The following is a 20467-nucleotide window of genomic DNA, read 5'->3' on the forward strand; positions in this document are numbered from 1 at the left end:
TACCGGGTATTGCGCATGTCTTTCGATCTCGCCGCTCGCCTCGCCGAGCGCCAAGCCGCCCATCTGTTCCGTCAGCGGCCCTTGCTGGACAGCCCGCAAGGCCCGCTGGTGCGGGTCGACGGCCGCCAGCTGCTGGCCTTCTGTTCCAACGACTACCTGGGCCTGGCCAATCACCCGGATGTGATCGCGGCTATGCGCGCCGGCGCCGAGCAATGGGGCGTCGGTGGCGGCGCCTCGCACCTGGTGATCGGCCACAGCACCCCGCACCATGAGCTGGAGGAGGCCCTGGCCGAGTTCACCGGACGGCCGCGGGCACTGCTGTTTTCCACCGGTTACATGGCCAACCTGGCGGCCGTGACTGCGCTGGTCGGGCAGGGCGACACGGTGCTGGAAGACCGCATCAACCACGCCTCCCTGCTGGATGCCGGGCTGCTCTCCGGGGCGCGCTTCTCGCGTTATCTGCACAACGATGCAGCCAGCCTGGCCAGCCGCCTGGAGAAGGCCACGGGCAACACCCTGGTGGTGACCGACGGGGTGTTCAGCATGGACGGCGACCTGGCCGACCTGCCGGCGCTGTGCGCCGCGGCGAAGCAGAAGCAGGCCTGGGTGATGGTCGATGACGCCCACGGCTTCGGCCCGCTGGGCGCCACCGGCGGCGGCATTGTCGAGCACTTCGGCCTGGGTCTGGACGATGTGCAGGTGCTGGTCGGCACCCTGGGCAAGGCCTTCGGCACCGCCGGCGCCTTCGTTGCCGGCAGCGAGGAACTGATCGAAACCCTGATCCAGTTCGCCCGCCCCTATATCTACACCACCAGCCAGCCGCCGGCGGTGGCCTGCGCCACGCTGAAGAGCCTCGAACTGTTGCGCACCGAGGGCTGGCGTCGCGAGCACCTGAATAAGCTGATCGCGCGTTTCCGCGCCGGCGCCGCCGAGATCGGCCTGCGCCTGATGGACAGCCCGACGCCGATCCAGCCGATCCTGGTCGGCGACAGCGCGCGCGCGCTGCAACTCTCGGCCCTGTTGAAAGAGCGCGGCCTGCTGGTCGGCGCCATCCGCCCGCCCACCGTGCCGGCCGGCAGCGCGCGGCTGCGGGTGACCCTCTCGGCGGCGCACAGCGAGGCGCAGCTGGAACAACTGCTCCAAGCCCTGGCCGAATGCTGGCCGCAGGTAAAAGACCATGCGTGAACAACTGATCCTGCTGCCCGGCTGGGGCCTCGGCAGCCTGCCCCTGGAAGTGCTGGTCGAGGCCCTGCGCGGCCTGGCCCCGCAACTGCGGGTGGCCATCGAGCCGCTGCCCGAGCTGACCAGCGGCGAGCCGCGCGACTGGCTGCTGGAGCTGGACGAGCGCCTGCCCGAGCACACCTGGCTGGGCGGCTGGTCGCTGGGCGGCATGCTCGCTAGCGAACTGGCGGCGCTGCGTGGCGAGCGTTGCCGCGGCCTGCTGACCCTGGCCAGCAACCCCTGTTTCGTCGCCGGCGCCGACTGGCCGCACGGCATGCCCGAGGCGACCTTCAACGCCTTCGTCGACGCCTGCCGGCAGGACCCGCGCGCCACCCGCAAGCGCTTCAGCCTGCTCTGCAGCCAGGGCGCCGCCACCGCCCGCGACCTGGCCCGCCAGCTGCAGGCCGCGGCGCCGCAGCTGGCGCCCGAGGTGCTGCTGGCCGGCCTCGAGGTGCTCGGCAGTTTCGACGGGCGCAGCGCCCTGCAGCGTTTCGCCGGGCCGCAGCTGCACCTCCTGGCCGGCGCCGATGCCCTGGTGCCGGCCGAGGTGGCCGGCGAGCTGCTGGCGCTGCAGCCGGATATCGAGGTCGGCCTGATCGAGGACGTCAGCCATGCCTTCGTGCTGGAGCGGCCCCATGAGGTGGCGGCGGCGATCCTGGCGTTCCTCAGCGAGGCCGGCGATGACTGACTGGCACGAACAGAGCGGCCTGCCGGACAAGCGCCGGGTCGCCGCCTCCTTCTCCCGCGCGGCAGAGAGTTACGACAGCGTCGCCGCCCTGCAGCGCGCGGTCGGCATCGAGCTGCTGGCGCGTCTGCCCGTGCAGCTGGCGCCGCAGCGCTGGCTCGACCTGGGCAGCGGTACCGGGCATTTCAGCCGGGTGCTGGCGGCGCGCTTCCCGGCGGCCGACGGGGTGGCCGTGGATCTGGCCGAAGGCATGCTGCGCCATGCCCGTCCGCTCGGCGGCGCGCAGCGCTACATCGTTGGCGATGCCGAGCGCCTGCCACTGCGCGACAGCAGCCTAGACCTGATCTATTCCAGCCTGGCCGTGCAGTGGTGCGCGGATTTCGCCGCGGTGCTGGCCGAGGCGCACCGGGCGCTGCGGCCCGGCGGCGTGCTGGCCTTCACCAGCCTGTGCGTCGGCACTCTGCAGGAGCTGCGCGACAGCTGGCAGGCGGTGGACGGCTTCGTCCACGTCAACCACTTCCGCCGTTTCGCCGAGTATCAGCAGCTGTGCGCGGCCAGCGGCCTGCACCTGCTGAGCCTGGAGCGTCAGCCACACTGCCTGCATTTCGGTGATCTGCGCCAGCTGACCGACGAACTCAAGGCGCTCGGTGCGCACAACCTCAACCCCGGGCGCCCCGGCGGCCTGACCGGGCGGGCGCGGATTCGCGCGCTGGTCGCGGCCTACGAAGGCTTTCGCCAGGCGCAGGGCCTGCCGGCCACCTACCAGGTGGTCTATGGCGTGCTGCGCAAGGAGGCCTGAGATGGGCATGGCATTTTTCGTCACCGGTACCGATACCGACGCCGGCAAGACCACCATCGCCGCCGGCCTGCTGCATGCGGCGCGCCTGGCGGGCCTGAGCACGGCGGCAGCCAAGCCGGTGGCCTCTGGCTGCGAGGCGACGGCCGCAGGCCTGCGCAACAGCGATGCGCTGGCCTTGCTCGGCGAATGCACCCTGGCGCTGAGTTATGCCGAGGTCAATCCGCTGGCCTTCGCTCCGCCCATCGCCCCGCACCTGGCGGCGCGCGAGGCGGGCATCGAGTTGAGTGTCGAAGCCCTGCTCGGGCCGGTGCGGCACATTCTCGACCAGGGTGCCGACTTTACCCTGGTCGAGGGCGCCGGGGGCTGGCGGGTGCCGCTGGCGGGGCAGGCCAGCCTGTCCGACCTGCCCGTTGCCCTAGGCCTGCCGGTGATCCTGGTGGTCGGCGTGCGCCTGGGCTGCATCAGCCATGCGCTGCTGACGGCCGAGGCGATCCTGCGCGATGGCCTGGTTCTGGCCGGCTGGGTGGCGAATATCCTCGACCCGCAGACCGCGCGCCTGGAAGAGAACCTCGCGACCCTCGCCGAACGCCTGCCGGCGCCGTGCCTGGGGCGGGTACCGCGCCTGCCGCAGGCGAGCCCGGTGGCGGTGGCGGCGCACCTGCACCTGGCGCCGCTGGGCCTGCCGCGATAGGCAGCTGGTCGGCCAGCGGCTTTTTTGTGTACAGAAAGTGAACATTTTCTGCTTCACTTGACGTCATGTGTCCGTCCCCAAGGGGAACTGCGGTATGGAAATCTCCACCAGCGCCTTCAGCTCCGGGCTCAGCGCCATCCAGACGGGACAGCGCCGGGTCGACCAGGCGGCTGCCGGCATCGCCGGCACCACCCTGCCCCAGGCCCAGCAGGCGGCACCGGCGCCTGGCAGCGAGCGCAGCGTCCAGGCCGACCTGGCCGAGAACCTGATCGCCCTGAATGTGGGCAAGGTCGAAGCGCAGGCGGGGGCCAGGGTGGTCGAAACCGCCGACGAAGTGCTCGGCACCCTGATCGATACCCGCGCCTGAGCGGCGCACTTAGCAGGTGGTTTTTCAACGGCTTGCTAGTCTCACCCCGCGCCGGGAGTGAGGAGGGCTTGCATGCAGATCGGCAGCGCCATGCCCCATGTCGCGCCCTTGCCGTCTTCCCTGCCGGCCAGGCCCCTTTTGCCCGGTGACTCCACCGGGCCGTCTTCTCCCGACCTGATCCGCGCCAACCAGGCGCCTGCCACCCCCGCCCAGTCCGCCGACGGCCAGGCATCGCTGCGCGCAGAGGATGACCAGCCCCCGGGCCTGGCTGCCGAACGCCCGGCAGCCGAGGCCGAGCAGTTGCGCCAGGAACAGCAGCAGATCGCCAGCCTGGCCAGCCGCGACCGCGAGGTGCGCAGCCACGAGCAGGCGCATGCCGCCGTCGGTGGCGCCTACGCCGGGGCGCCGAGCTACACCTATAAGCGCGGCCCGGACGGCCAGATCTACGCGGTCGGTGGCGAAGTGGGCATCGACGTCAGCCCGATCCCCGGCGACCCGCAAGCCACCCTGCGCAAGATGGAGGTGGTGCAGCGTGCCGCCCTGGCCCCGGCCGAGCCGTCCGCCCAGGACCGCCGCGTAGCGGCTCAGGCCCAGGCCCAGGCCAGCCAGGCACGTGCCGAACTGGCCGAGATGCGCCGCGAGGAGGCGCTCGCCGCCCGTGAGGAACGCCGCCTGAGTGCCGAGCAGCGCAAGGCAGCCGAAGCGGCCGAGGGCGAGGCAGCGCCAGCCACGCAGCAACCTCAGTCATCTGCACCTAGTCTTGAGCTGTACCGTAACCTGGCCCGCTTGCAGGAGCCGGTCGCGACGGTCGATCTGCTGGCCTGAACGGTGCTGGCGGGTGCTTGACAAGGGTGGGGCGTAAACGTATGTTTCAAACGCCTGTTTGATTACTGCGCCAGCTCATGGCTGCCGGGCTCTGGGAGAAATCCCGCAGACGACCGTGATTGATCCGGTCAAACAAAATCAAGGAATCCACCGTAGAGGTTTACCGCTATGCCTGAGTACAAGGCCCCCTTGCGTGATATCCGCTTCGTTCGCGACGAACTGCTCGGCTACGAAGCGCACTATCAGAGCCTGCCTGGCTGCCAAGACGCCACCCCGGACATGGTTGACGCCATTCTGGAAGAAGGCGCCAAGTTCTGCGAGCAGGTAATTGCCCCCCTCAACCGCGTGGGTGACCTGGAAGGTTGCACCTGGTCCCCGGAAGGCGTGAAGACCCCGACCGGCTTCAAGGAGGCCTATCAGCAGTTCGTCGAAGGCGGCTGGCCGAGCCTGGCGCACAACGTCGACCACGGCGGCCAAGGCCTGCCGGAATCCCTGGGCCTGGCCCTGAGCGAGATGGTCGGCGAAGCCAACTGGTCCTGGGGCATGTACCCCGGCCTGTCCCACGGCGCGATGAACACCATCGAAGCCCACGGCACCGACGAGCAGAAGCACACCTACCTGACCAAGCTGGTATCCGGCGAGTGGACCGGCACCATGTGCCTGACCGAACCGCACTGCGGTACCGACCTGGGCATGCTGCGCACCAAGGCCGAGCCGCAGGCTGACGGCTCCTACAAGGTGTCCGGCACCAAGATCTTCATCTCCGCCGGCGAACACGACATGGTCGACAACATCGTCCACATCGTGCTGGCCCGCCTGCCCGACGCGCCGCAAGGCACCAAAGGCATCTCGCTGTTCATCGTGCCGAAGTTCAACGTCAACGCCGACGGTTCCGTGGGTTCGCGCAACGCCGTTTCCTGCGGCTCGCTCGAACACAAGATGGGCATCCACGGCAACGCCACCTGCGTGATGAACTTCGACGGCGCCACCGGTTACCTGATCGGCCCGGCGAACAAAGGCCTGAACTGCATGTTCACCTTCATGAACACTGCCCGCTTGGGTACTGCTCTGCAAGGTCTGGCCCACGCCGAAATCGGCTTCCAGGGCGGCCTGAAGTACGCTCGCGAGCGTCTGCAGATGCGTTCCCTGACTGGCCCGAAAGCGCCGGAAAAAGCCGCCGACCCGATCATCGTCCACCCGGACGTGCGTCGCATGCTGCTGACCATGAAGGCCTTCGCCGAAGGCAACCGCGCGATGGTGTACTTCACCGCCAAGCAGGTCGACATCGTCAAGTACAGCCAGGACGAAGAAGAGAAGAAAGCCGCCGACGCGATGCTGGCCTTCCTCACCCCGATCGCCAAGGCGTTCATGACCGAAGTCGGCTTCGAAGCGGCCAACCACGGCGTGCAGATCTATGGCGGCCACGGCTTCATCGCCGAGTGGGGCATGGAGCAGAACGTTCGCGACAGCCGTATCTCCATGCTGTACGAAGGCACCACCGGCGTTCAGGCCCTCGACCTGCTGGGTCGTAAAGTGCTGATGACCCAGGGCGAAGCCCTCAAAGGCTTCACCAAGATCGTGCACAAGTTCTGCCAGACCAACGAAGCCAACGAAGCCATCAAAGGCCTGGTTGCACCGCTGGCCCAGCTGAACAAGGAGTGGGGCGACCTGACCATGAAAGTGGGCATGGCCGCGATGAAGGACCGCGAAGAAGTCGGTGCCGCTTCGGTGGACTACCTGATGTACTCCGGTTACGCCTGCCTGGCCTACTTCTGGGCCGACATGGCGCGCCTGGCTGCCGAGAAACTGGCTGCCGGTACTGCCGACGAAGCCTTCTACAAGGCCAAGCTGCAGACCGCGCGCTTCTACTTCGAACGCATCCTGCCGCGTACCCGTGTCCATGCAGCTACTATGCTGTCCGGCGCCAACAACCTGATGGAAATGGACGAAGCTCACTTCGACCTGGGCTACTAAGCCCTTCCGACCTCAGGTCAGAAAAACCGCGGCCCTCGGGTCGCGGTTTTTTTTGCCTGGCGTTTACCGCCACCGCCGCAATCGATCCGCCTGCGGGGCTCAGCGCGCGTCGCAAAATGCGTGCTGGGCTGCTGCCGCAATCCTCGTGCGCAGGCACAATGGCGCATCCCGTTGCAGTGCCGCAGGCACTGGAGATTGCCGTGTTGCGTCTGGCCGCCGTTCGTTTCAGTCACTTCCTGCTGCCCCTGCTGCTGTTGCTCGGCGGCGTGCTGATGGCGCAGCTGGCGGTGCTCAACGAGTTCTTCCTGTCGCTGTTCAATGTCCTGCCGACCTTGCTGTTGCTGCTCGGCGGCACCTTCTGCGTGGTCTACAAGCGCCAGCGCGAGCTGTCGCTGCTGGTGGTGGTCTACCTCGCCTACTTCCTGCTGGATACCCAGACCGACCATTTCCGCCAGCACGGCAAGGTGCGCGAGGACGCCGCCCTGGTGTTCCACCTGTGCAGCCTGCTGCTGCCGCTGCTCTACGGCCTGTTCGCCGCCTGGCGCGAGCGCAGCCACCTGCTGCAGGACCTGGTGGCGCGCGCCGCCGTGCTGCTGGCGGTGGGCGGGGTGGCCGTGGCCCTGGCCCAGCGCTTTCCCCAGGCCTTGCAGGGCTGGCTGGCGGAAGTCCACTGGCCGCTGCTGCATGGCCAGTGGATGAGCCTGGTGCAGCTGGCCTACCCGCTGTTCGCCCTGGCCGTGCTGCTGTTGCTGGTGCAGTACCTGCGCCAGCCCAGGCCGCTGCATGCCGCCGCGCTGTGCGGTCTGTTCGGCCTGCTGTGGATGCTGCCGAAGACCTTCAGCCAGCCCCATGCCCTGCAGGTGATGAGCAGCCTGGTGATGCTCATGCTGGTCGCCGCGGTGGCGCACGAGGCCTACCAGATGGCCTTTCGCGACGAGCTGACCGGGCTGCCCGGGCGCCGCGCGCTGAATGACCGGCTGGAGCGCCTGGGGCGCACCTATGTGCTGGCCATGGCCGATGTCGACCACTTCAAGGCCTTCAACGACACCCATGGCCACGATGTCGGCGACCAGGTGCTCAAACTGGTGGCCAGCCAGCTGCGCAAGATCGGCGGAGGCGGCAAGGCCTACCGCTACGGCGGCGAGGAGTTCACCCTGGTGTTTCCCGGCAAGAGCCTGGAAGACTGCCGGCCGCACCTCGAAGCGGTACGCCAGGCGGTGCAAGGCTACAGTCTGCAGCTGCGCGACACGCGCAGCCGGCCACAGGACGACAAGCAGGGGCGTCAGCGCCGGCGTGCGGCCTCGGCCAGCAGCGTGTCGGTGACCATCAGCATCGGCGTGGCCGAGCGTGAAGCCCGTCATCGCGGCGCCGCTGAAGTGATTCGCGAGGCCGACAAGGCGCTGTACGGCGCCAAGCGCGCCGGGCGCAACTGCGTGATGGCCCATGGGCAGAACCGGCGGGGAGCGCTCAAGGAGGCGGCCGTCGAGGGCTGAGCGCTCGCGGACACCGGCCCGGATCAAGATCTGTGCGTGACTTGTTTTTTGCAAATAGTCACGTGATGACTCTTTGTCCCTTCCTTGTTGTTCAGATAAACTCGAGGCTTCCCGTAAAAGCGGTCCGCAGACCGCCCCGTTGGCCCCTCCGAGGATTGCTCCATGGCTGATTACAAAGCTCCCCTGCGCGACATGCGCTTCGTTCTCAATGAAGTCTTCGAAGTGTCCAAACTCTGGGCCCAGCTGCCAGGCCTGGCCGAAGTCGTCGACGAAGACACCGCCGCCGCCATCCTCGAAGAAGCCGGCAAGGTCACCGGTGGCGTGATCGCCCCGCTGAACCGCAGTGGCGACGAAGAAGGCTGCTCCTGGACCAACGGCGTGGTGAAGACCCCGGCCGGTTTCCCCGAGGCCTACCAGACCTACGCCGACGGCGGCTGGGTTGGCGTTGGCGGCTCGCCGGAGTTCGGCGGCATGGGCATGCCGAAAGTGATCGGCGCCCAGGTCGAGGAAATGGTCAACTCGGCCAACCTGTCGTTCGGCCTGTACCCGATGCTGACCGCCGGTGCCTGCCTGTCGATCCTCAACCACGCCAGTGAAGAGCTGAAACAGCAGTACCTGCCGAACATGTACGCCGGCGTCTGGGCCGGTTCCATGTGCCTGACCGAGCCGCACGCCGGTACCGATCTGGGCATCATCCGCACCAAGGCCGAACCGCAGGCCGACGGCAGCTACAAAATTTCCGGCACCAAGATCTTCATCACCGGTGGCGAGCACGACCTGACCGAAAACATCGTCCACCTGGTGCTGGCCAAGCTACCGGACGCCCCGGCCGGTCCGAAAGGCATCTCGCTGTTCCTGGTACCCAAGGTCATGGTCAATGCCGACGGTTCGCTGGGTGAGAAGAACGCCGTGTCCTGTGGCTCGATCGAGCACAAGATGGGCATCAAGGCCTCGGCCACCTGCGTGATGAACTTCGACGGCGCCACCGGCTGGATCGTCGACGAGCCGAACAAGGGCCTCAACGCCATGTTCACCATGATGAACTACGAGCGTCTGGGCGTTGGTATCCAGGGCCTGGCCCTGGGCGAGCGTTCCTACCAGAGCGCCGTCGAGTACGCCCGTGACCGCATCCAGAGCCGCGCGCCGAGCGGCCCGGTGAACAAGGACAAGGCCGCCGACCCGATCATCGTGCACCCGGACGTGCGTCGCATGCTGCTGACCATGAAGGCGCTGAACGAGGGCGGGCGTGCCTTCTCCAGCTACGTCGCCATGCAGCTGGACACCGCCAAGTACAGCGAAGACACCACCACCCGCAAGCGCGCCGAAGAACTGGTTGCCCTGCTGACTCCGGTGGCCAAGGCCTTCCTGACCGACATGGGCCTGGAAACCACCATTCACGGCCAGCAGATCTTCGGTGGCCACGGCTTCGTCCGCGAGTGGGGCCAGGAGCAGCTGATCCGCGACTGCCGCATCACCCAGATCTACGAAGGCACCAACGGCATCCAGTCCCTGGACCTGATGGGGCGCAAGATCGTCGGTAGCGGCGGCAGCTTCTACAAGCACTTCGCCGACGAGATCAAAGCCTTCATCGGCAGCGCCGATGCTTCGCTGGGCGAGTTCACCGAGCCGCTGCAAGCTGCCATCGCCAACCTCGACGAGCTGACCGCCTGGGTCATTGCCCAGGCCAAGAGCAACCCGAACGAGATCGGCGCTGCGTCGGTCGAGTACCTGCAGGTGTTCGGCTACACCGCCTACGCCTACATGTGGGCACTGATGGCCCGCACTGCACTGGCCAAGCAGGGCGACGACGAGTTCTACGTGAGCAAGCTGGGCACCGCGCGCTTCTTCTTCGCCCGCCTGCTGCCGCGCATTCACTCGCTGACTGCGTCGGTCAAGGCCGGTAGTGAGTCGCTGTACCTGCTGGACGCCGCGCAGTTCTGAGCCGGTTGAGCCGCTGAAAGAAGCCCCGCCTCGGCGGGGCTTTTTCATGTCTGGTGAAATGTGGGCAAGCGACGCGTTGTGTCTGTGCACCAGTTGGCCTACGTCTTTAGGTAGTGCCCCCGGTGCGCCGATATACTCGGCCATCCTCGGTTAGCTGCACGGGGAAGGGATTTCGCCTAAACGGCTCGGGAATTACTGCATGCAATGGATTTTCATGCTGGTCGGCCTGGTGCTCGGTGCACTGGCTGGTGAATCGATCACTTCGGCCCTGCTCGGCGGGTTGCTAGGGTTGGGCCTGGGCCAGGCCCTGCGCCTGCATCAGCTGGCGGCGGACAACGAGCGGCTGCGCCAGGAGCTGAAAGGCTTCGCCGAGCGCTTCGAGCGTGGCACCACGGTGCTGTACGAGCGCCTGCTCAAGCTGGAGAGCGGCCCGCCGAGTACGGCCGCGCCGGTCGCCGAGCAGTCCGCTTCCGAGGTGGCCGCCGCCGCTGCAGCGCTCGACGCCGGGCCGGTTGCACCGGTCGAGCCCGCCACGGAGCCGGCGTCCGCAGACGAGTTGGTCTGGGAGCTGCCAGAGCAGCTCAGCCCCGCGCCCCAGGCTGGCGCCGAGACGCCGCGCCCGACTCCGGCGCCGGTCGTGCCCCTGCCGCAGCTACCGCCACGTCCCAGCGAACCACGTCGTCCGGCCACGCCCCGCGAGCCTTCGCCCATCGAACGCGCCATCGACCTGGCCCAGGCCTGGCTGCTGGGCGGCAACACCGTGCTGCGGGTCGGCGTGGTGCTGCTGTTCCTCGGCCTGGCCTTCCTCCTGCGCTATGCCACCGAAGGCATGGTGGTGCCGGTCGAGCTGCGCTATGCCGGCGTCGCCGCTAGCGCCATGGCCCTGCTGGGGTTGGGCTGGTGGCTGCGCGAACGGGTCGGCAGCTACGGCCTGATCCTGCAGGGCACCGGCGTCGCCGTGCTGTACCTGACCACCTTCGCCGCCATGCGCCTGCATCCGCTGCTCGATCCCAGGATGGCCCTCGGCCTGCTGGTGCTGGTCACCGTATTCTCGGCGATCCTGGCGGTGGCGCAGAACGCCCGGGGGCTGGCGGTGGCCGCGGCGCTGGGCGGCTTCGCCGCGCCGATCCTGACGTCCACCGGCAGCGGCAACCATGTGGCGCTGTTCTCCTACTTCATCCTGCTCAACGGCGGCATTTTCGCCATCGCCTGGTTCAAGGCCTGGCGCCTGCTCAACCTGGTCGGCTTCCTCGGCACCTTCGGCATCGGCTTCGCCTGGGGCCTGCGCTCGTACACGCCGGAACTGCTGTGGAGCAGCGAGCCGTTCCTGATCCTGTTCTTCCTGATGTACGTGGCCATCGGCCTGCTGTTCGCCCGGCGCAAGCTGCGCGAGGCGCCGGCGGCGCCGCAGGAGCGTGGCGAGCTGCTGCGCTGGGCGCGGGACAAGGCCGACTACGTCGACAGCAGCGTGCTGTTCGGCACGCCGCTGATCGGCTTCGGCCTGCAGTACGGGCTGGTGCGGCACATCGAATTCGCCACGGCCTTCAGCGCCCTGGGCCTGGGCCTGTTCTACCTGCTGCTGGCCCGGGCGTTCAACGGCCGCGCGCCGGGGCGCACTCTGCTGCTGGTGGAAACCTGCCTGGCCCTCGGCGTGGTCTTCGCCACCCTGGCCATTCCCCTGGGCCTGGATGCGCGCTGGACATCGGCGGCCTGGGCGGTGGAGGGCGCGGGGATCTTCTGGCTCGGCCTGCGCCAGGGGCGACCGCTGGCGCGTGCCTTCGCCCTGTTGCTGCAGGCGGGGGCGGCGCTGGCCTTCCTTGGCGGGCTGGATATCGGCGCTGCCACCCTGCTGGACGGCGCCCCGCTGGGCGCACTGATGCTCGGCGCGGCGCTGCTGTTCAGCTTCTGGCAATTGCGCCAGGCGCCGGCGGATGCCGGCAAGGCCTGGGAGCGCCGCGGCCTGCCGCTGCTGGCGGTGGGCGGGTTGCTGTTCCTCTATCTGATCGCGCCGCTGTGCTTCGCCGCCGAGGGCACTGCGATCAGCTGGGCGCTGGCCGGGTTAGCGACCCTGTGGGTCGGCCTGCGCCTGCAGTCGCGGACCTTTCTGTTCAGTGCCTTCGCCGTGCAGCTGCTCGGCGGCCTGGTTTTCCTCGGCCAGCTGCAGGGCGCGGACGCGGGCCAGACCGGCGTGCTTGGTTCCGGCTGGCGCGGCCTGCTGGTCTGCTCGCTGATCGGCCTGGCGCTGGTGGCCGGCATGCTGATCGCCGCGCGCGACAAGCTGGTCAGCGGCGATCGGCGCCTGCTGCGTGGGCTGTCGCTGGTGCTGCTGGTCGGCCTGCTGTTCATCAACCTGGCGGTGCTGTTCGTCCTGCCCTGGCACAGCGCCAGTGCGGTGTGGGCGGGCAGCGGCCTGTTGATCATCTGGCTCAGCCTGCGCCTGCAGCTGCGCGCCAGTTTCCTCTTCGGCCTGCTGCTGCAGGTGGTCGGCGGCATCGCCTTCCTCGCGGCCAGCCCGTTGCTGCTCGGCCAGCTACCCAGCGCAGGGTTGCGCCCGCTGGCCCACGCCGGCTTCTGGACGCCGCTGGTGCTGGCCCTCGCCGCGCAGATCGGCGCCTGGCGCCTGCGTCATGTGCTGCTGCGCCAGCAGGCCGGCGCGCTGGGCAGCCTGAGCCTGCAACGGCTGGCGCAGCTGCTACTGGCCTGGGGCGCGGGCTGGTGGACGCTGGCCCTGGCGGCGGAGATCGTGCGCTTCGTCGCACCTGGGCTGCAGGGCGCGCTGCTGTTGCTGGCGGCGGCGCTGAGCGTGGCGCTGTGGGCCTGGCTGGCGGCGCGCTTGCGCTGGCGTGCCCTGGCCCTGCTGTGCACCCTGCTGGTGCCGGTGGCCGGCGCGATCCTGCTGCAGGTCGGCGAGCGCAGCTATCACCCGGCAGCGGATTTCGGCTGGCTGGCCTGGGGGCTGCTGGGCGTCGTGCACCTGCTGTCGCTGCGCCGCCTGGCCGCCCTGTTGCCGCGCGGCGCCCTGAGTGCCGCCCACGTGCTGGGCTGCTGGCTGATCCTCGGGGTGCTGGCGCTGGAGCTGCGCTACCTGCTGATGCTGTTGTCCGAGCAGTACAACGCCTGGCGCTGGCTGGGCTGGGCGCTGCTGCCGAGCGCCTTCCTCCTGGCGATGGCGGCGCCGCGGCAATGGCCGTGGCCGGTGGCGGCTTATCCGCGCGAGTACCGGCTGTGGGCGGCGGCGCCGCTGGCCGCGCTGCTGCTCGGCTGGTTCTGGCTGGCCAATCTCGCCAGCGACGGCAGCGCCGAGCCGCTGCCCTATCTGCCGCTGCTCAACCCGCTGGAGCTGGGCCTGCTGTTCGCCCTGCTCGGCGTGCACCAGTGGCTGCGCAGTGGCCTGCCGCAGCTGGGCGTCGCGGCGCCCCGGGTGGAGCGTGCCGCGCAGCTGGTGGCCGGGGTTTCGCTGTTCGCCCTGTTCACCGCCACGGTGTTCCGTGCCGCCCACCACTGGGGCGGGGTGCCCTATCAGCTCGATCTGCTGCTCGATTCGATGCTGGTGCAGGCCGGGCTGTCCATCGTCTGGACCCTGATCGCCCTGCCGCTGATGATCCTCGGCCACCTGCGCGCGCGGCGCGAGCTGTGGCTGGTGGGGGCGGCGCTGATCGGCGTGGTGGTGGCCAAGCTGTTCTTCGTCGAACTGGGCAACCGCGGTGGCCTGGAACGCATCGTTTCCTTTATCGGCGTCGGCGTGTTGCTGCTGGTCGTCGGCTATTTCGCGCCGTTGCCACCCCGCAAGGCGGATGACGCATCCGCACAGGTGAAAGCATGAACAAGTTGTCGATCTGCGGTCCGCTGCTGGCGGCGTTGCTGCTGGCCCCCTGGGCCGTGGCCGAGGAACAGGCGGAGGATTTCGCCACCCGCGTACCGCTTACCCTCGCAGGCGAGGGGCCCTGGTATCGCCTGGAGCTGCCGCTGGCCCTGCACTTTGCCGCCCGGCATGCCGACCTGCGCGATCTGCGGGTGTTCAATGCCGAGGGCGAGGCCCTGGCCTACGCCTTGACCCTGGGCGATGCGCAGTCCAGCGAGCAGCGCCAGCAGGCGGCGGTGAAGTGGTTCCCGCTGCTGGGCGAGGTCGCCGCGCCGGGTGCGCCGGCCATCCGCGTGCAGCGCAGCACCAGCGGCACCCTGGTCGAAGTGGCGCCGGAGGAGGCGGGCGGCGCCACCCAGGTGCGTCGCGGCTGGCTGCTCGACGCCAGCGCCGTGGACCTGCCGCTGCATCGCCTGCAGCTGGACTGGAGCAGCGACAGCGACGGCTTCCAGCGTTTCTCCATCGAGGCCAGCGACGACCTGCAGCACTGGAGCGCCTGGGGCGAAGGCAGCATCGCGCGGCTGAGCTTCGCCAATGAGCGCATCGACCAGCGCGAGGTCGAGCTGCCCGGGCGCAAGGCGCGCTACCTGCGCCTGCTCTGGCAGGCGCCGCAGCAGGCGCCGACTCTGCTGGCGGCCAACCTGATCAGCATCCGCAACAGCGAGCAGGCGCCGCCTCTGGTCTGGTCGGCGCCGCTGGCGGCGCAGAGCGACAAGCCGGGCGAGTACAGCTGGACGTTACCGCTGTCGCTGCCGCTGCAGCGGGTGCGCTTCAGCCTGCCGCAGGCCAATACCCTGGCCCCGGTCAGCCTGGCCAGCCGCCGCGACGGCAAGCTGGAATGGCAACCGCTGGCGCGCGGCCTGCTCTATCGCCTGCCGCAGGATGGCCGGGAAGTGCGCCAGGACGAGATCGAGCTGTACGGCACACCGGTACAGCAGCTGCGCCTGCAGGTCGACCAGCGCGGCGGTGGCCTGGGCCCGGATGCGCCACACCTGCAGGTGGCGCTGCGCAGCACCCAGGTGGTGTTCCTCGCCCGCGGCTCGGCGCCCTACCGGCTGGCCGTTGGCAGGCCGGGCGCGCAGTCGGCAGCCTTGCCGCTCGGCACGCTGATTCCCGGCTACGAGCCGGCGCGGTTGGCCAGCCTCGGCCTGGCCACGGCACCGCAGCGCGTGCCGGCCGCCGTCGAGGCGGTGGCGCAGCAGGCGCAGAGCCAGGCCGACTGGAAACGCATGGGGCTGTGGGCGGTGCTGCTGGCCGGGGTCGCCCTGCTGGGCGGGATGGCCTTCAGCCTGTTGCGTAAACCGGCAAACGCTCCGGATTGAAAGTCGGCATCCGGGCGACCCCGTGTCGCCCGCCGACAGCCAGATGAGGCGCCGCCGCCTCCGACCGGTTAAACTGCGCGCGATTTTGACTTCCCTCCCGGAGCCTCTCCCATGTCGCGCGTCACCCTCAGCCGCTATCTGATCGAACAGACCCGCAGCCACAACACCCCGGCCGATCTGCGTTTCCTCATCGAAGTCGTCGCGCGCGCGTGCAAGGAAATCAGCCATGCCGTGTCCAAGGGGGCGCTGGGCGGCGTGCTCGGCAGCATGGGCACCGAGAACGTGCAGGGTGAAGTGCAGAAGAAACTCGACGTGATCTCCAACGAGATCCTCCTCGAAGCCAACGAATGGGGCGGCCACCTGGCCGGCATGGCGTCCGAAGAAATGGACAACGCCTACCAGATCCCCGGCAAGTACCCGAAAGGCGCCTACCTGCTGGTGTTCGACCCGCTCGACGGCTCCAGCAACATCGACGTCAACGTCTCGGTCGGCACCATCTTCTCCGTGCTGCGTTGCCCGGATCGCAATGGCGAAAGCGGTGATCTTGGCGAAGAGGCCTTCCTCCAGCCGGGTACCCAGCAGGTCGCTGCCGGCTACGCCATCTACGGCCCGCAGACCATGCTGATGCTGACCCTCGGCGACGGCGTGATGGGTTTCACCCTGGATCGCGAGATGGGCAGCTTCGTGCTGACCCACGAGAACATCCGCGTGCCGGAAAGCACCGCCGAGTTTGCCATCAACATGTCCAACCAGCGTCACTGGGAAGCCCCGGTGCAGCGCTACGTCTCCGAGCTGCTGGCCGGCAAGGAAGGCCCGCTGGGCAAGAACTACAACATGCGCTGGATCGCCTCGATGGTCGCCGACGTGCACCGCATCCTCACCCGTGGCGGCCTGTTCATGTACCCGCGCGACGCCCGCGAGCCGGAGAAGCCGGGCAAGCTGCGCCTGATGTACGAGGCCAACCCGATGTCGATGCTGATCGAGCAGGCCGGCGGCGTCGCCACCAACGGCAGCCAGCGCATTCTCGACATCCAGCCGGAGTCCCTGCACCAGCGCGTGGCGGTGTTCCTCGGTTCCAAGGAAGAAGTCGAGCGCGTCACGGCCTACCATAAGGGCTGAAACGTGCCGGCCTGGCAGCCCTTGCTCGACTGGTGGTTCGGTGACGCCGCGACCGCCAGCGCGGTGGCGGCCCAGCGCAGCAAGCTGTGGTTCGGCTACCAGGCCAGCCAGGATGCCGAGGCGCGTGAGCGTTTCGGCGAGCTGAGTGCTCAGGCCCAGGCCGGCGGGCTGCAGGATTGGGCCGAACAGGCCGAGGGCTGGCTGGCCCTGATCCTGCTGCTCGACCAGCTGCCGCGGATGATCCATCGCGCTACGCCACAGGCCTTTGCCGGCGATGCCCGTGCCCAGCAACTGGTGCGCCGGGGCTTGGCGCAAGGCCTGGAGCGCCAGTTGCCGGCGATTCGCCAGGTATTCGTCTATCTGGTGCTGGAGCATGCCGAGGACCTGGCCACGCAGGACCTGGCCGTCGCACGTTTCCGCGCCCTGGGCGAGCAGGTGCCGGCCGCCGAGCGCCAGCTGTTCGCCGGCTACCTCGACTATGCCGTGCGCCACCAGCAGGTGATCGCCCGCTTCGGCCGCTTTCCCCATCGCAATACGATTCTTGCGCGCGCCTCGACGGCTGCCGAACTGGCCTTCCTGGCGGAACCCGGCTCACGCTTCTGACGTCCAACCGCCGCAGAAGAGCCGCGCATGTGCCAAGCTCTTGCCCTGTCATCCTTCCCTCTGGAGTTGCTTCATGTCGCTGCGTACCCTCGTCGTGCTGTCCGCCTGTGTCCTGCTCGCTGCCTGCAGCAAGGTCAACCAGGAAAACTACGCCAAGCTCAAGGCCGGCATGGCCAAGGCCGAGGTGGAAAGCCTGCTCGGCAGTCCGGCCGAGTGCTCCGGTGCCATCGGCATCACCAGCTGCACCTGGGGTGACGAGAAAACCTTCATCAGCGTGCAGTACGCCGGCGACAAGGTGATGATGTTTTCCGGCCAGGGCCTGAAGTGATGGCGCGCTTGCGCTACCGCCTGGTTCTGCCGGCCTTGCTGCTGGGTCTGGCCGGTTGCGCCGGCTCGGGCGCAAGCAGCGAGGCGCCGCAGACCGCCGGAACGGTGGACCTGCAACGCTACCAGGGCACCTGGTACGAGCAGGCGCGTTTGCCGATGTTCTTCCAGCGCAACTGTGCGCAGTCCGAGGCGCACTACCGGCTGCAGGAGGATGGCGCGGTTGGCGTGCTCAACCGCTGCCGCACCCTCGACGGCGAGTGGCTCGAAGCCAAAGGCCTGGCGACCCCGCAGATGGCCGGGCAGACCGACAAGCTGTGGGTCCGTTTCGATAACTGGTTCAGCCGCCTGTTCCCTGGCGTGGCCAAGGGCGATTACTGGGTGCTGTACCTGGATGACGACTACCGTACCGCACTGGTCGGCAACCCCAATCGCGAGTACCTCTGGCTGTTGACCCGCGAGGCGGAAATCCCCCTGGAAACCCGCACCGAAATGCTGGAGCAGGCCCAGGCGCGCGGCTATGACACCAGTGAGCTGATCTGGCGTGTGGCGGATGCCGGGATCGGCCAGTAACTCACGCCTGCTGACAATCCCGGGCGCACCCTGCGCGGGGCCGGCACAAACCTGTGCGGCCCAACCCCTCATGTGCTGTGGCCGGGAAAGGTCGTGAACAGGTTCTAGGGCTTGGCCCGCGGTGCCTGCAGGCGGATCGTCAGCCGGCTGTCCGCCGCACCATGCACGAACAGGCAGTCCAGCGGCCTGGGCTTGCCGTTGAGCAGGGCGGGGTTGCCCGAGAAACCCACCGGCTCCAGCGGAATGCCGCGCGGGCTGAGGTCGAGACGGCCATTGCCGTTGCTGTCCTGGAACAGCTGGATGGCGAAGCGCCCGGGCGGCAGGTTGCGCAGGCGCAAGAGCGACTCCTCGCCCTGGACCAGGCGCAGCGGCGGCTCCTGCCAGGCGGGGCGGTCGGCGAAGACCAGCGCCAGGTGCACGGCCCCCTTGGCCTGTTTGCCGTCGAGGCTGACCAGAATGTCGCCGGCCCAGGCCGGCGCGCCGGCCAGCAGCAGGCCCAACAGGCCTTGATAGCCGGCCCTGGTTACGGTTCGAAGAATTCGCTGTGGCATAATCCGGCCATTTTGCAGGGAATCTTTGTCGAATGCGCCAGGTTTTGGTGGTCCACTTTTCGCAAACCGGCCAGCTCGACCGGCTGGTGCAGTCGGTGTGCGCGCCGTTGCAGGCGTGCAGCGATATCCAGGTGGACTTCCTCGCCCTGCAGCCGGCGCAGCCCTTTCCCTTTCCCTGGCCGTTCCTCGGCTTCTTCCGCATCTTCCCGGAAACCGTGTTGCAGCGTCCGCAGCCACTGCTGCCGCTGGCGGTGGATGCCGGCAAACGTTACGACCTGGTGATCCTCGCCTACCAGGTGTGGTTCCTCTCGCCGTCGTTGCCCTTGACCAGCTTCCTCGCCTCGCCCGAGGCCGCGCGCCTGCTCCAGGGCACCCCGGTGGTGACGCTGATCGGTTGCCGCAACATGTGGCTGATGGCCCAGGAGAAGGTCAAGGTGCGGCTCGCCGATCTGGGCGCGCGGCTGGTGGACAATATCGCCCTGACCGACGCCTGCGGCACCGCGGCGAGCTTCCTGGCAACCCCGCTGTGGCTGTTCACCGGCCGGCAGAAGCCTTACGGCTGGGTGCCGCGTGCCGGCATCGACGCGGCCGAGATCGCCGCCGCCAGCCGTTTCGGCGAGGCCATAAGCCAACGCCTGACCCGTGACGCGCTGCCGATCGAACAGCCGATGCTGCGTGGCCTGGGCGCGGTGAAGATCGACGAGAAGCTGATCGCCAGCGAGAAGGTCGGCAACCGCAGCTTCCAGTTGTGGAGCCGCCTGCTCGCCGCTCTCGGCCCGCAGCAGAGCGTGCGGCGCGGCCTGGGGCTGGTGATCTATATCGTTTTCCTGCTGTGTCTGATCGTCACCGTGGTGCCGCTCAGTGCCCTGTTGAAGAAGTTGCTGGCGCCGTTGTTCAAGGCGCGCATCCAGCGTGAGAAGGCCTACTTTGCCGGCCCGTCCGGCGAGTGAAGTGACCCGAGGATTGCCCGTGGTACAACCCGTATTCATCAACCGCATCAGCGCCTGCCTGCCCCACGACCCCGTCGACAACGAGCAGATGGAAGCGCGCCTCGGCCTGGTCGGCGGCAAGCTGTCGCGGGCGCGCAAGCTGGTGCTGCGGCGCAACGGCATCCAGCAGCGCCACTATGTGATCGACCCGCGCAGCGGCGAGCCGAGCCTGAGCAATGCCCAGCTCAGCGCCGCCGCCGTGCGCGGCCTGACTGGTGGCGGTTTCGAGCTGGCCGAGCTGGACTGCCTGGTGGCCAGCAGCTCGTCGCCGGACCAGGTGATGCCCAACCACGCGGTAATGGTGCAGGGCGAGCTGGGCAACCCGCCGTGCGAGGTGGTGTCCACCGCCGGCATCTGCCTGTGCGGCATGACCGCGCTGAAGTACGCCTGGCTGAGCGTGGCCAGCGGCGAGAGTCGCAACGCCGTGGCCTGTGGCTCGGAAGTCGCCTCCAGCCTGATGCATGCGCGCAACTTCAACGCCGAATACGAAAGCCGCGTCGAGGAGCTGGAACACCACCCGGAGATCGCCTTCGAGAAGGACTTCCTGCGCTGGATGCTCTCCGACGGCGCCGGCGCGGTGCTGCTGCAGGGCCAGCCGAATGCCGCTGGGCCGAGCCTGCGCATCGACTGGATCGACATCCTTTCCTTCGCCGACCAGATGCCGCCGTGCATGTATGCCGGCGCCGAAATGCAGGACGGCCAGCTGACCGGCTGGAGCCGCTTCGACGGCGAAGAGCGCAGCCGCCGCTCGCTGATGGCGATCAAGCAGGACGTCAAACTGCTCAACGACAACATCGTCAGATACACCGTGGAAGAAACCCTCAAGCGCATCATGGCGCGCCGCGAGCTGCGCGTGGCGGACATCGACTACTTCCTGCCGCACTACAGCTCGGAGTTCTTCCGCGAACCACTGGCCGCCGGCCTGGCCAATGCCGACCTGCCGATCCCGCAGGAGCGCTGGTTCACCAACCTGACCCGCAAGGGCAACACCGGCGCGGCTTCGATCTTCATCATCCTCGAAGAACTGTTCAACGGCGGCAGCCTGCGCTGCGGTCAGCGCCTGCTCTGCTATGTCCCGGAAAGCGGGCGTTTCTCCAGCGCCTTCATGCACCTGACGGTGGTCTAGCG

18 protein-coding genes are annotated in these 20467 nt (G+C 68.4%); 17 read left to right on the forward strand and 1 reads right to left on the reverse strand.

Annotated features, from left to right (window positions below):
* Positions 1–15: 15 nt before the first annotated feature.
* The 15 genes from bioF to GV001_RS03445 all read left to right on the forward strand — a co-directional run bounded on the left by bioF (position 16) and on the right by GV001_RS03445 (position 17799).
* Positions 16–1185, forward strand: coding sequence for an 8-amino-7-oxononanoate synthase (gene bioF, locus GV001_RS03375; RefSeq protein ID WP_160078131.1), 1170 nt, complete (start codon positions 16–18; stop codon positions 1183–1185).
* Positions 1178–1909: an alpha/beta fold hydrolase gene (locus GV001_RS03380; protein ID WP_160078133.1), complete on the forward strand. Its 732-nt coding sequence runs from the start codon at positions 1178–1180 to the stop codon at positions 1907–1909. Before bioF ends, GV001_RS03380 begins: the two co-directional genes overlap by 8 nt.
* Positions 1902–2705 carry a malonyl-ACP O-methyltransferase BioC gene (gene bioC / locus GV001_RS03385; protein ID WP_160078135.1) on the forward strand — a complete coding sequence of 268 codons (804 nt, stop codon included), beginning with the start codon at positions 1902–1904 and terminating at the stop codon, positions 2703–2705. Before GV001_RS03380 ends, bioC begins: the two co-directional genes overlap by 8 nt.
* Position 2706: 1 nt before the next feature.
* Positions 2707–3396: a dethiobiotin synthase gene (gene bioD, locus GV001_RS03390; protein ID WP_160078137.1), complete on the forward strand. Its 690-nt coding sequence runs from the start codon at positions 2707–2709 to the stop codon at positions 3394–3396.
* A 94-nt stretch (positions 3397–3490) separates the two neighbouring features.
* Positions 3491–3763: a hypothetical protein gene (locus tag GV001_RS03395; RefSeq protein WP_160078139.1), complete on the forward strand. Its 273-nt coding sequence runs from the start codon at positions 3491–3493 to the stop codon at positions 3761–3763.
* Positions 3764–3835: 72 nt separating this feature from the next.
* Complete coding sequence (locus GV001_RS03400; protein ID WP_160078141.1) at positions 3836–4588, forward strand: putative metalloprotease CJM1_0395 family protein; 753 nt, start codon at positions 3836–3838, stop codon at positions 4586–4588.
* A gap of 168 nt (positions 4589–4756) precedes the next feature.
* The gene (locus tag GV001_RS03405; RefSeq protein WP_160078143.1) at positions 4757–6562 is read left to right on the forward strand and encodes a phenylacyl-CoA dehydrogenase; all 1806 of its coding nucleotides are present in this window, start codon (positions 4757–4759) and stop codon (positions 6560–6562) included.
* A 158-nt stretch (positions 6563–6720) separates the two neighbouring features.
* Positions 6721–8055 (forward strand): diguanylate cyclase, encoded by a 1335-nt coding sequence (locus GV001_RS03410; RefSeq protein WP_372238504.1) that lies wholly within the window; start codon positions 6721–6723, stop codon positions 8053–8055.
* Positions 8056–8217: 162 nt separating this feature from the next.
* Positions 8218–9996, forward strand: coding sequence for an acyl-CoA dehydrogenase C-terminal domain-containing protein (locus GV001_RS03415; protein WP_160078145.1), 1779 nt, complete (start codon positions 8218–8220; stop codon positions 9994–9996).
* 199 nt (positions 9997–10195) lie between these two features.
* On the forward strand, positions 10196–13819 hold the full coding sequence (locus GV001_RS03420; RefSeq protein ID WP_160078147.1) for a DUF2339 domain-containing protein: 3624 nt from the start codon (positions 10196–10198) through the stop codon (positions 13817–13819).
* Entirely contained in the window at positions 13816–15180 is a 1365-nt protein-coding gene (locus GV001_RS03425) for a DUF3999 domain-containing protein (RefSeq protein ID WP_160078149.1), read from the forward strand. Before GV001_RS03420 ends, GV001_RS03425 begins: the two co-directional genes overlap by 4 nt.
* Before the next feature lie 111 nt (positions 15181–15291).
* Entirely contained in the window at positions 15292–16299 is a 1008-nt protein-coding gene (locus GV001_RS03430; protein WP_160078151.1) for a class 1 fructose-bisphosphatase, read from the forward strand.
* A 3-nt stretch (positions 16300–16302) separates the two neighbouring features.
* The gene (locus GV001_RS03435) at positions 16303–16902 is read left to right on the forward strand and encodes a DUF924 family protein (RefSeq protein ID WP_160078153.1); all 600 of its coding nucleotides are present in this window, start codon (positions 16303–16305) and stop codon (positions 16900–16902) included.
* A gap of 73 nt (positions 16903–16975) precedes the next feature.
* Positions 16976–17230, forward strand: a complete 255-nt coding sequence (gene bamE, locus GV001_RS03440) for an outer membrane protein assembly factor BamE (protein ID WP_160078155.1) — start codon at positions 16976–16978, stop codon at positions 17228–17230.
* A complete protein-coding gene (locus GV001_RS03445) occupies positions 17230–17799 on the forward strand; it encodes a lipocalin family protein (RefSeq protein WP_160078157.1) in 570 nt (189 codons plus the stop codon). Before bamE ends, GV001_RS03445 begins: the two co-directional genes overlap by 1 nt.
* A gap of 104 nt (positions 17800–17903) precedes the next feature.
* On the opposite strand, the gene GV001_RS03450 is transcribed toward GV001_RS03445, so the two are convergent.
* A complete protein-coding gene (locus tag GV001_RS03450; RefSeq protein ID WP_256664854.1) occupies positions 17904–18299 on the reverse strand; it encodes a DUF2141 domain-containing protein in 396 nt (131 codons plus the stop codon).
* An 83-nt stretch (positions 18300–18382) separates the two neighbouring features.
* Here GV001_RS03450 and GV001_RS03455 point away from each other — a divergent pair, with 83 nt between their 5' ends.
* Both GV001_RS03455 and GV001_RS03460 read left to right on the forward strand, forming a co-directional pair.
* Positions 18383–19300 carry a dialkylrecorsinol condensing enzyme gene (locus GV001_RS03455; protein WP_160078161.1) on the forward strand — a complete coding sequence of 306 codons (918 nt, stop codon included), beginning with the start codon at positions 18383–18385 and terminating at the stop codon, positions 19298–19300.
* A gap of 19 nt (positions 19301–19319) precedes the next feature.
* A complete protein-coding gene (locus GV001_RS03460; protein WP_160078163.1) occupies positions 19320–20465 on the forward strand; it encodes a beta-ketoacyl-ACP synthase III in 1146 nt (381 codons plus the stop codon).
* The last annotated feature ends 2 nt before the right edge of the window (positions 20466–20467 follow it).

Source organism: Pseudomonas sp. 8AS, assembly GCF_902506505.1.
In the GTDB taxonomy this organism is placed as follows: Bacteria; Pseudomonadota; Gammaproteobacteria; order Pseudomonadales; family Pseudomonadaceae; genus Aquipseudomonas.

Coding starts and splice junctions, on each gene's coding strand:
- GV001_RS03425 (WP_160078149.1), top strand. CDS start 13,816: ATGAACAAGTTGTCGATCTGCGGTCCGCTGCTGGCGGCGTTGCTGCTG.
- GV001_RS03410 (WP_372238504.1), top strand. CDS start 6,721: ATGGCGCATCCCGTTGCAGTGCCGCAGGCACTGGAGATTGCCGTGTTG.
- bioC (WP_160078135.1), top strand. CDS start 1,902: ATGACTGACTGGCACGAACAGAGCGGCCTGCCGGACAAGCGCCGGGTC.
- GV001_RS03415 (WP_160078145.1), top strand. CDS start 8,218: ATGGCTGATTACAAAGCTCCCCTGCGCGACATGCGCTTCGTTCTCAAT.
- GV001_RS03400 (WP_160078141.1), top strand. CDS start 3,836: ATGCAGATCGGCAGCGCCATGCCCCATGTCGCGCCCTTGCCGTCTTCC.
- GV001_RS03395 (WP_160078139.1), top strand. CDS start 3,491: ATGGAAATCTCCACCAGCGCCTTCAGCTCCGGGCTCAGCGCCATCCAG.
- GV001_RS03405 (WP_160078143.1), top strand. CDS start 4,757: ATGCCTGAGTACAAGGCCCCCTTGCGTGATATCCGCTTCGTTCGCGAC.
- GV001_RS03445 (WP_160078157.1), top strand. CDS start 17,230: ATGGCGCGCTTGCGCTACCGCCTGGTTCTGCCGGCCTTGCTGCTGGGT.
- GV001_RS03420 (WP_160078147.1), top strand. CDS start 10,196: ATGCAATGGATTTTCATGCTGGTCGGCCTGGTGCTCGGTGCACTGGCT.
- bioD (WP_160078137.1), top strand. CDS start 2,707: ATGGGCATGGCATTTTTCGTCACCGGTACCGATACCGACGCCGGCAAG.
- GV001_RS03380 (WP_160078133.1), top strand. CDS start 1,178: ATGCGTGAACAACTGATCCTGCTGCCCGGCTGGGGCCTCGGCAGCCTG.
- GV001_RS03455 (WP_160078161.1), top strand. CDS start 18,383: ATGCGCCAGGTTTTGGTGGTCCACTTTTCGCAAACCGGCCAGCTCGAC.
- GV001_RS03430 (WP_160078151.1), top strand. CDS start 15,292: ATGTCGCGCGTCACCCTCAGCCGCTATCTGATCGAACAGACCCGCAGC.
- bamE (WP_160078155.1), top strand. CDS start 16,976: ATGTCGCTGCGTACCCTCGTCGTGCTGTCCGCCTGTGTCCTGCTCGCT.
- bioF (WP_160078131.1), top strand. CDS start 16: ATGTCTTTCGATCTCGCCGCTCGCCTCGCCGAGCGCCAAGCCGCCCAT.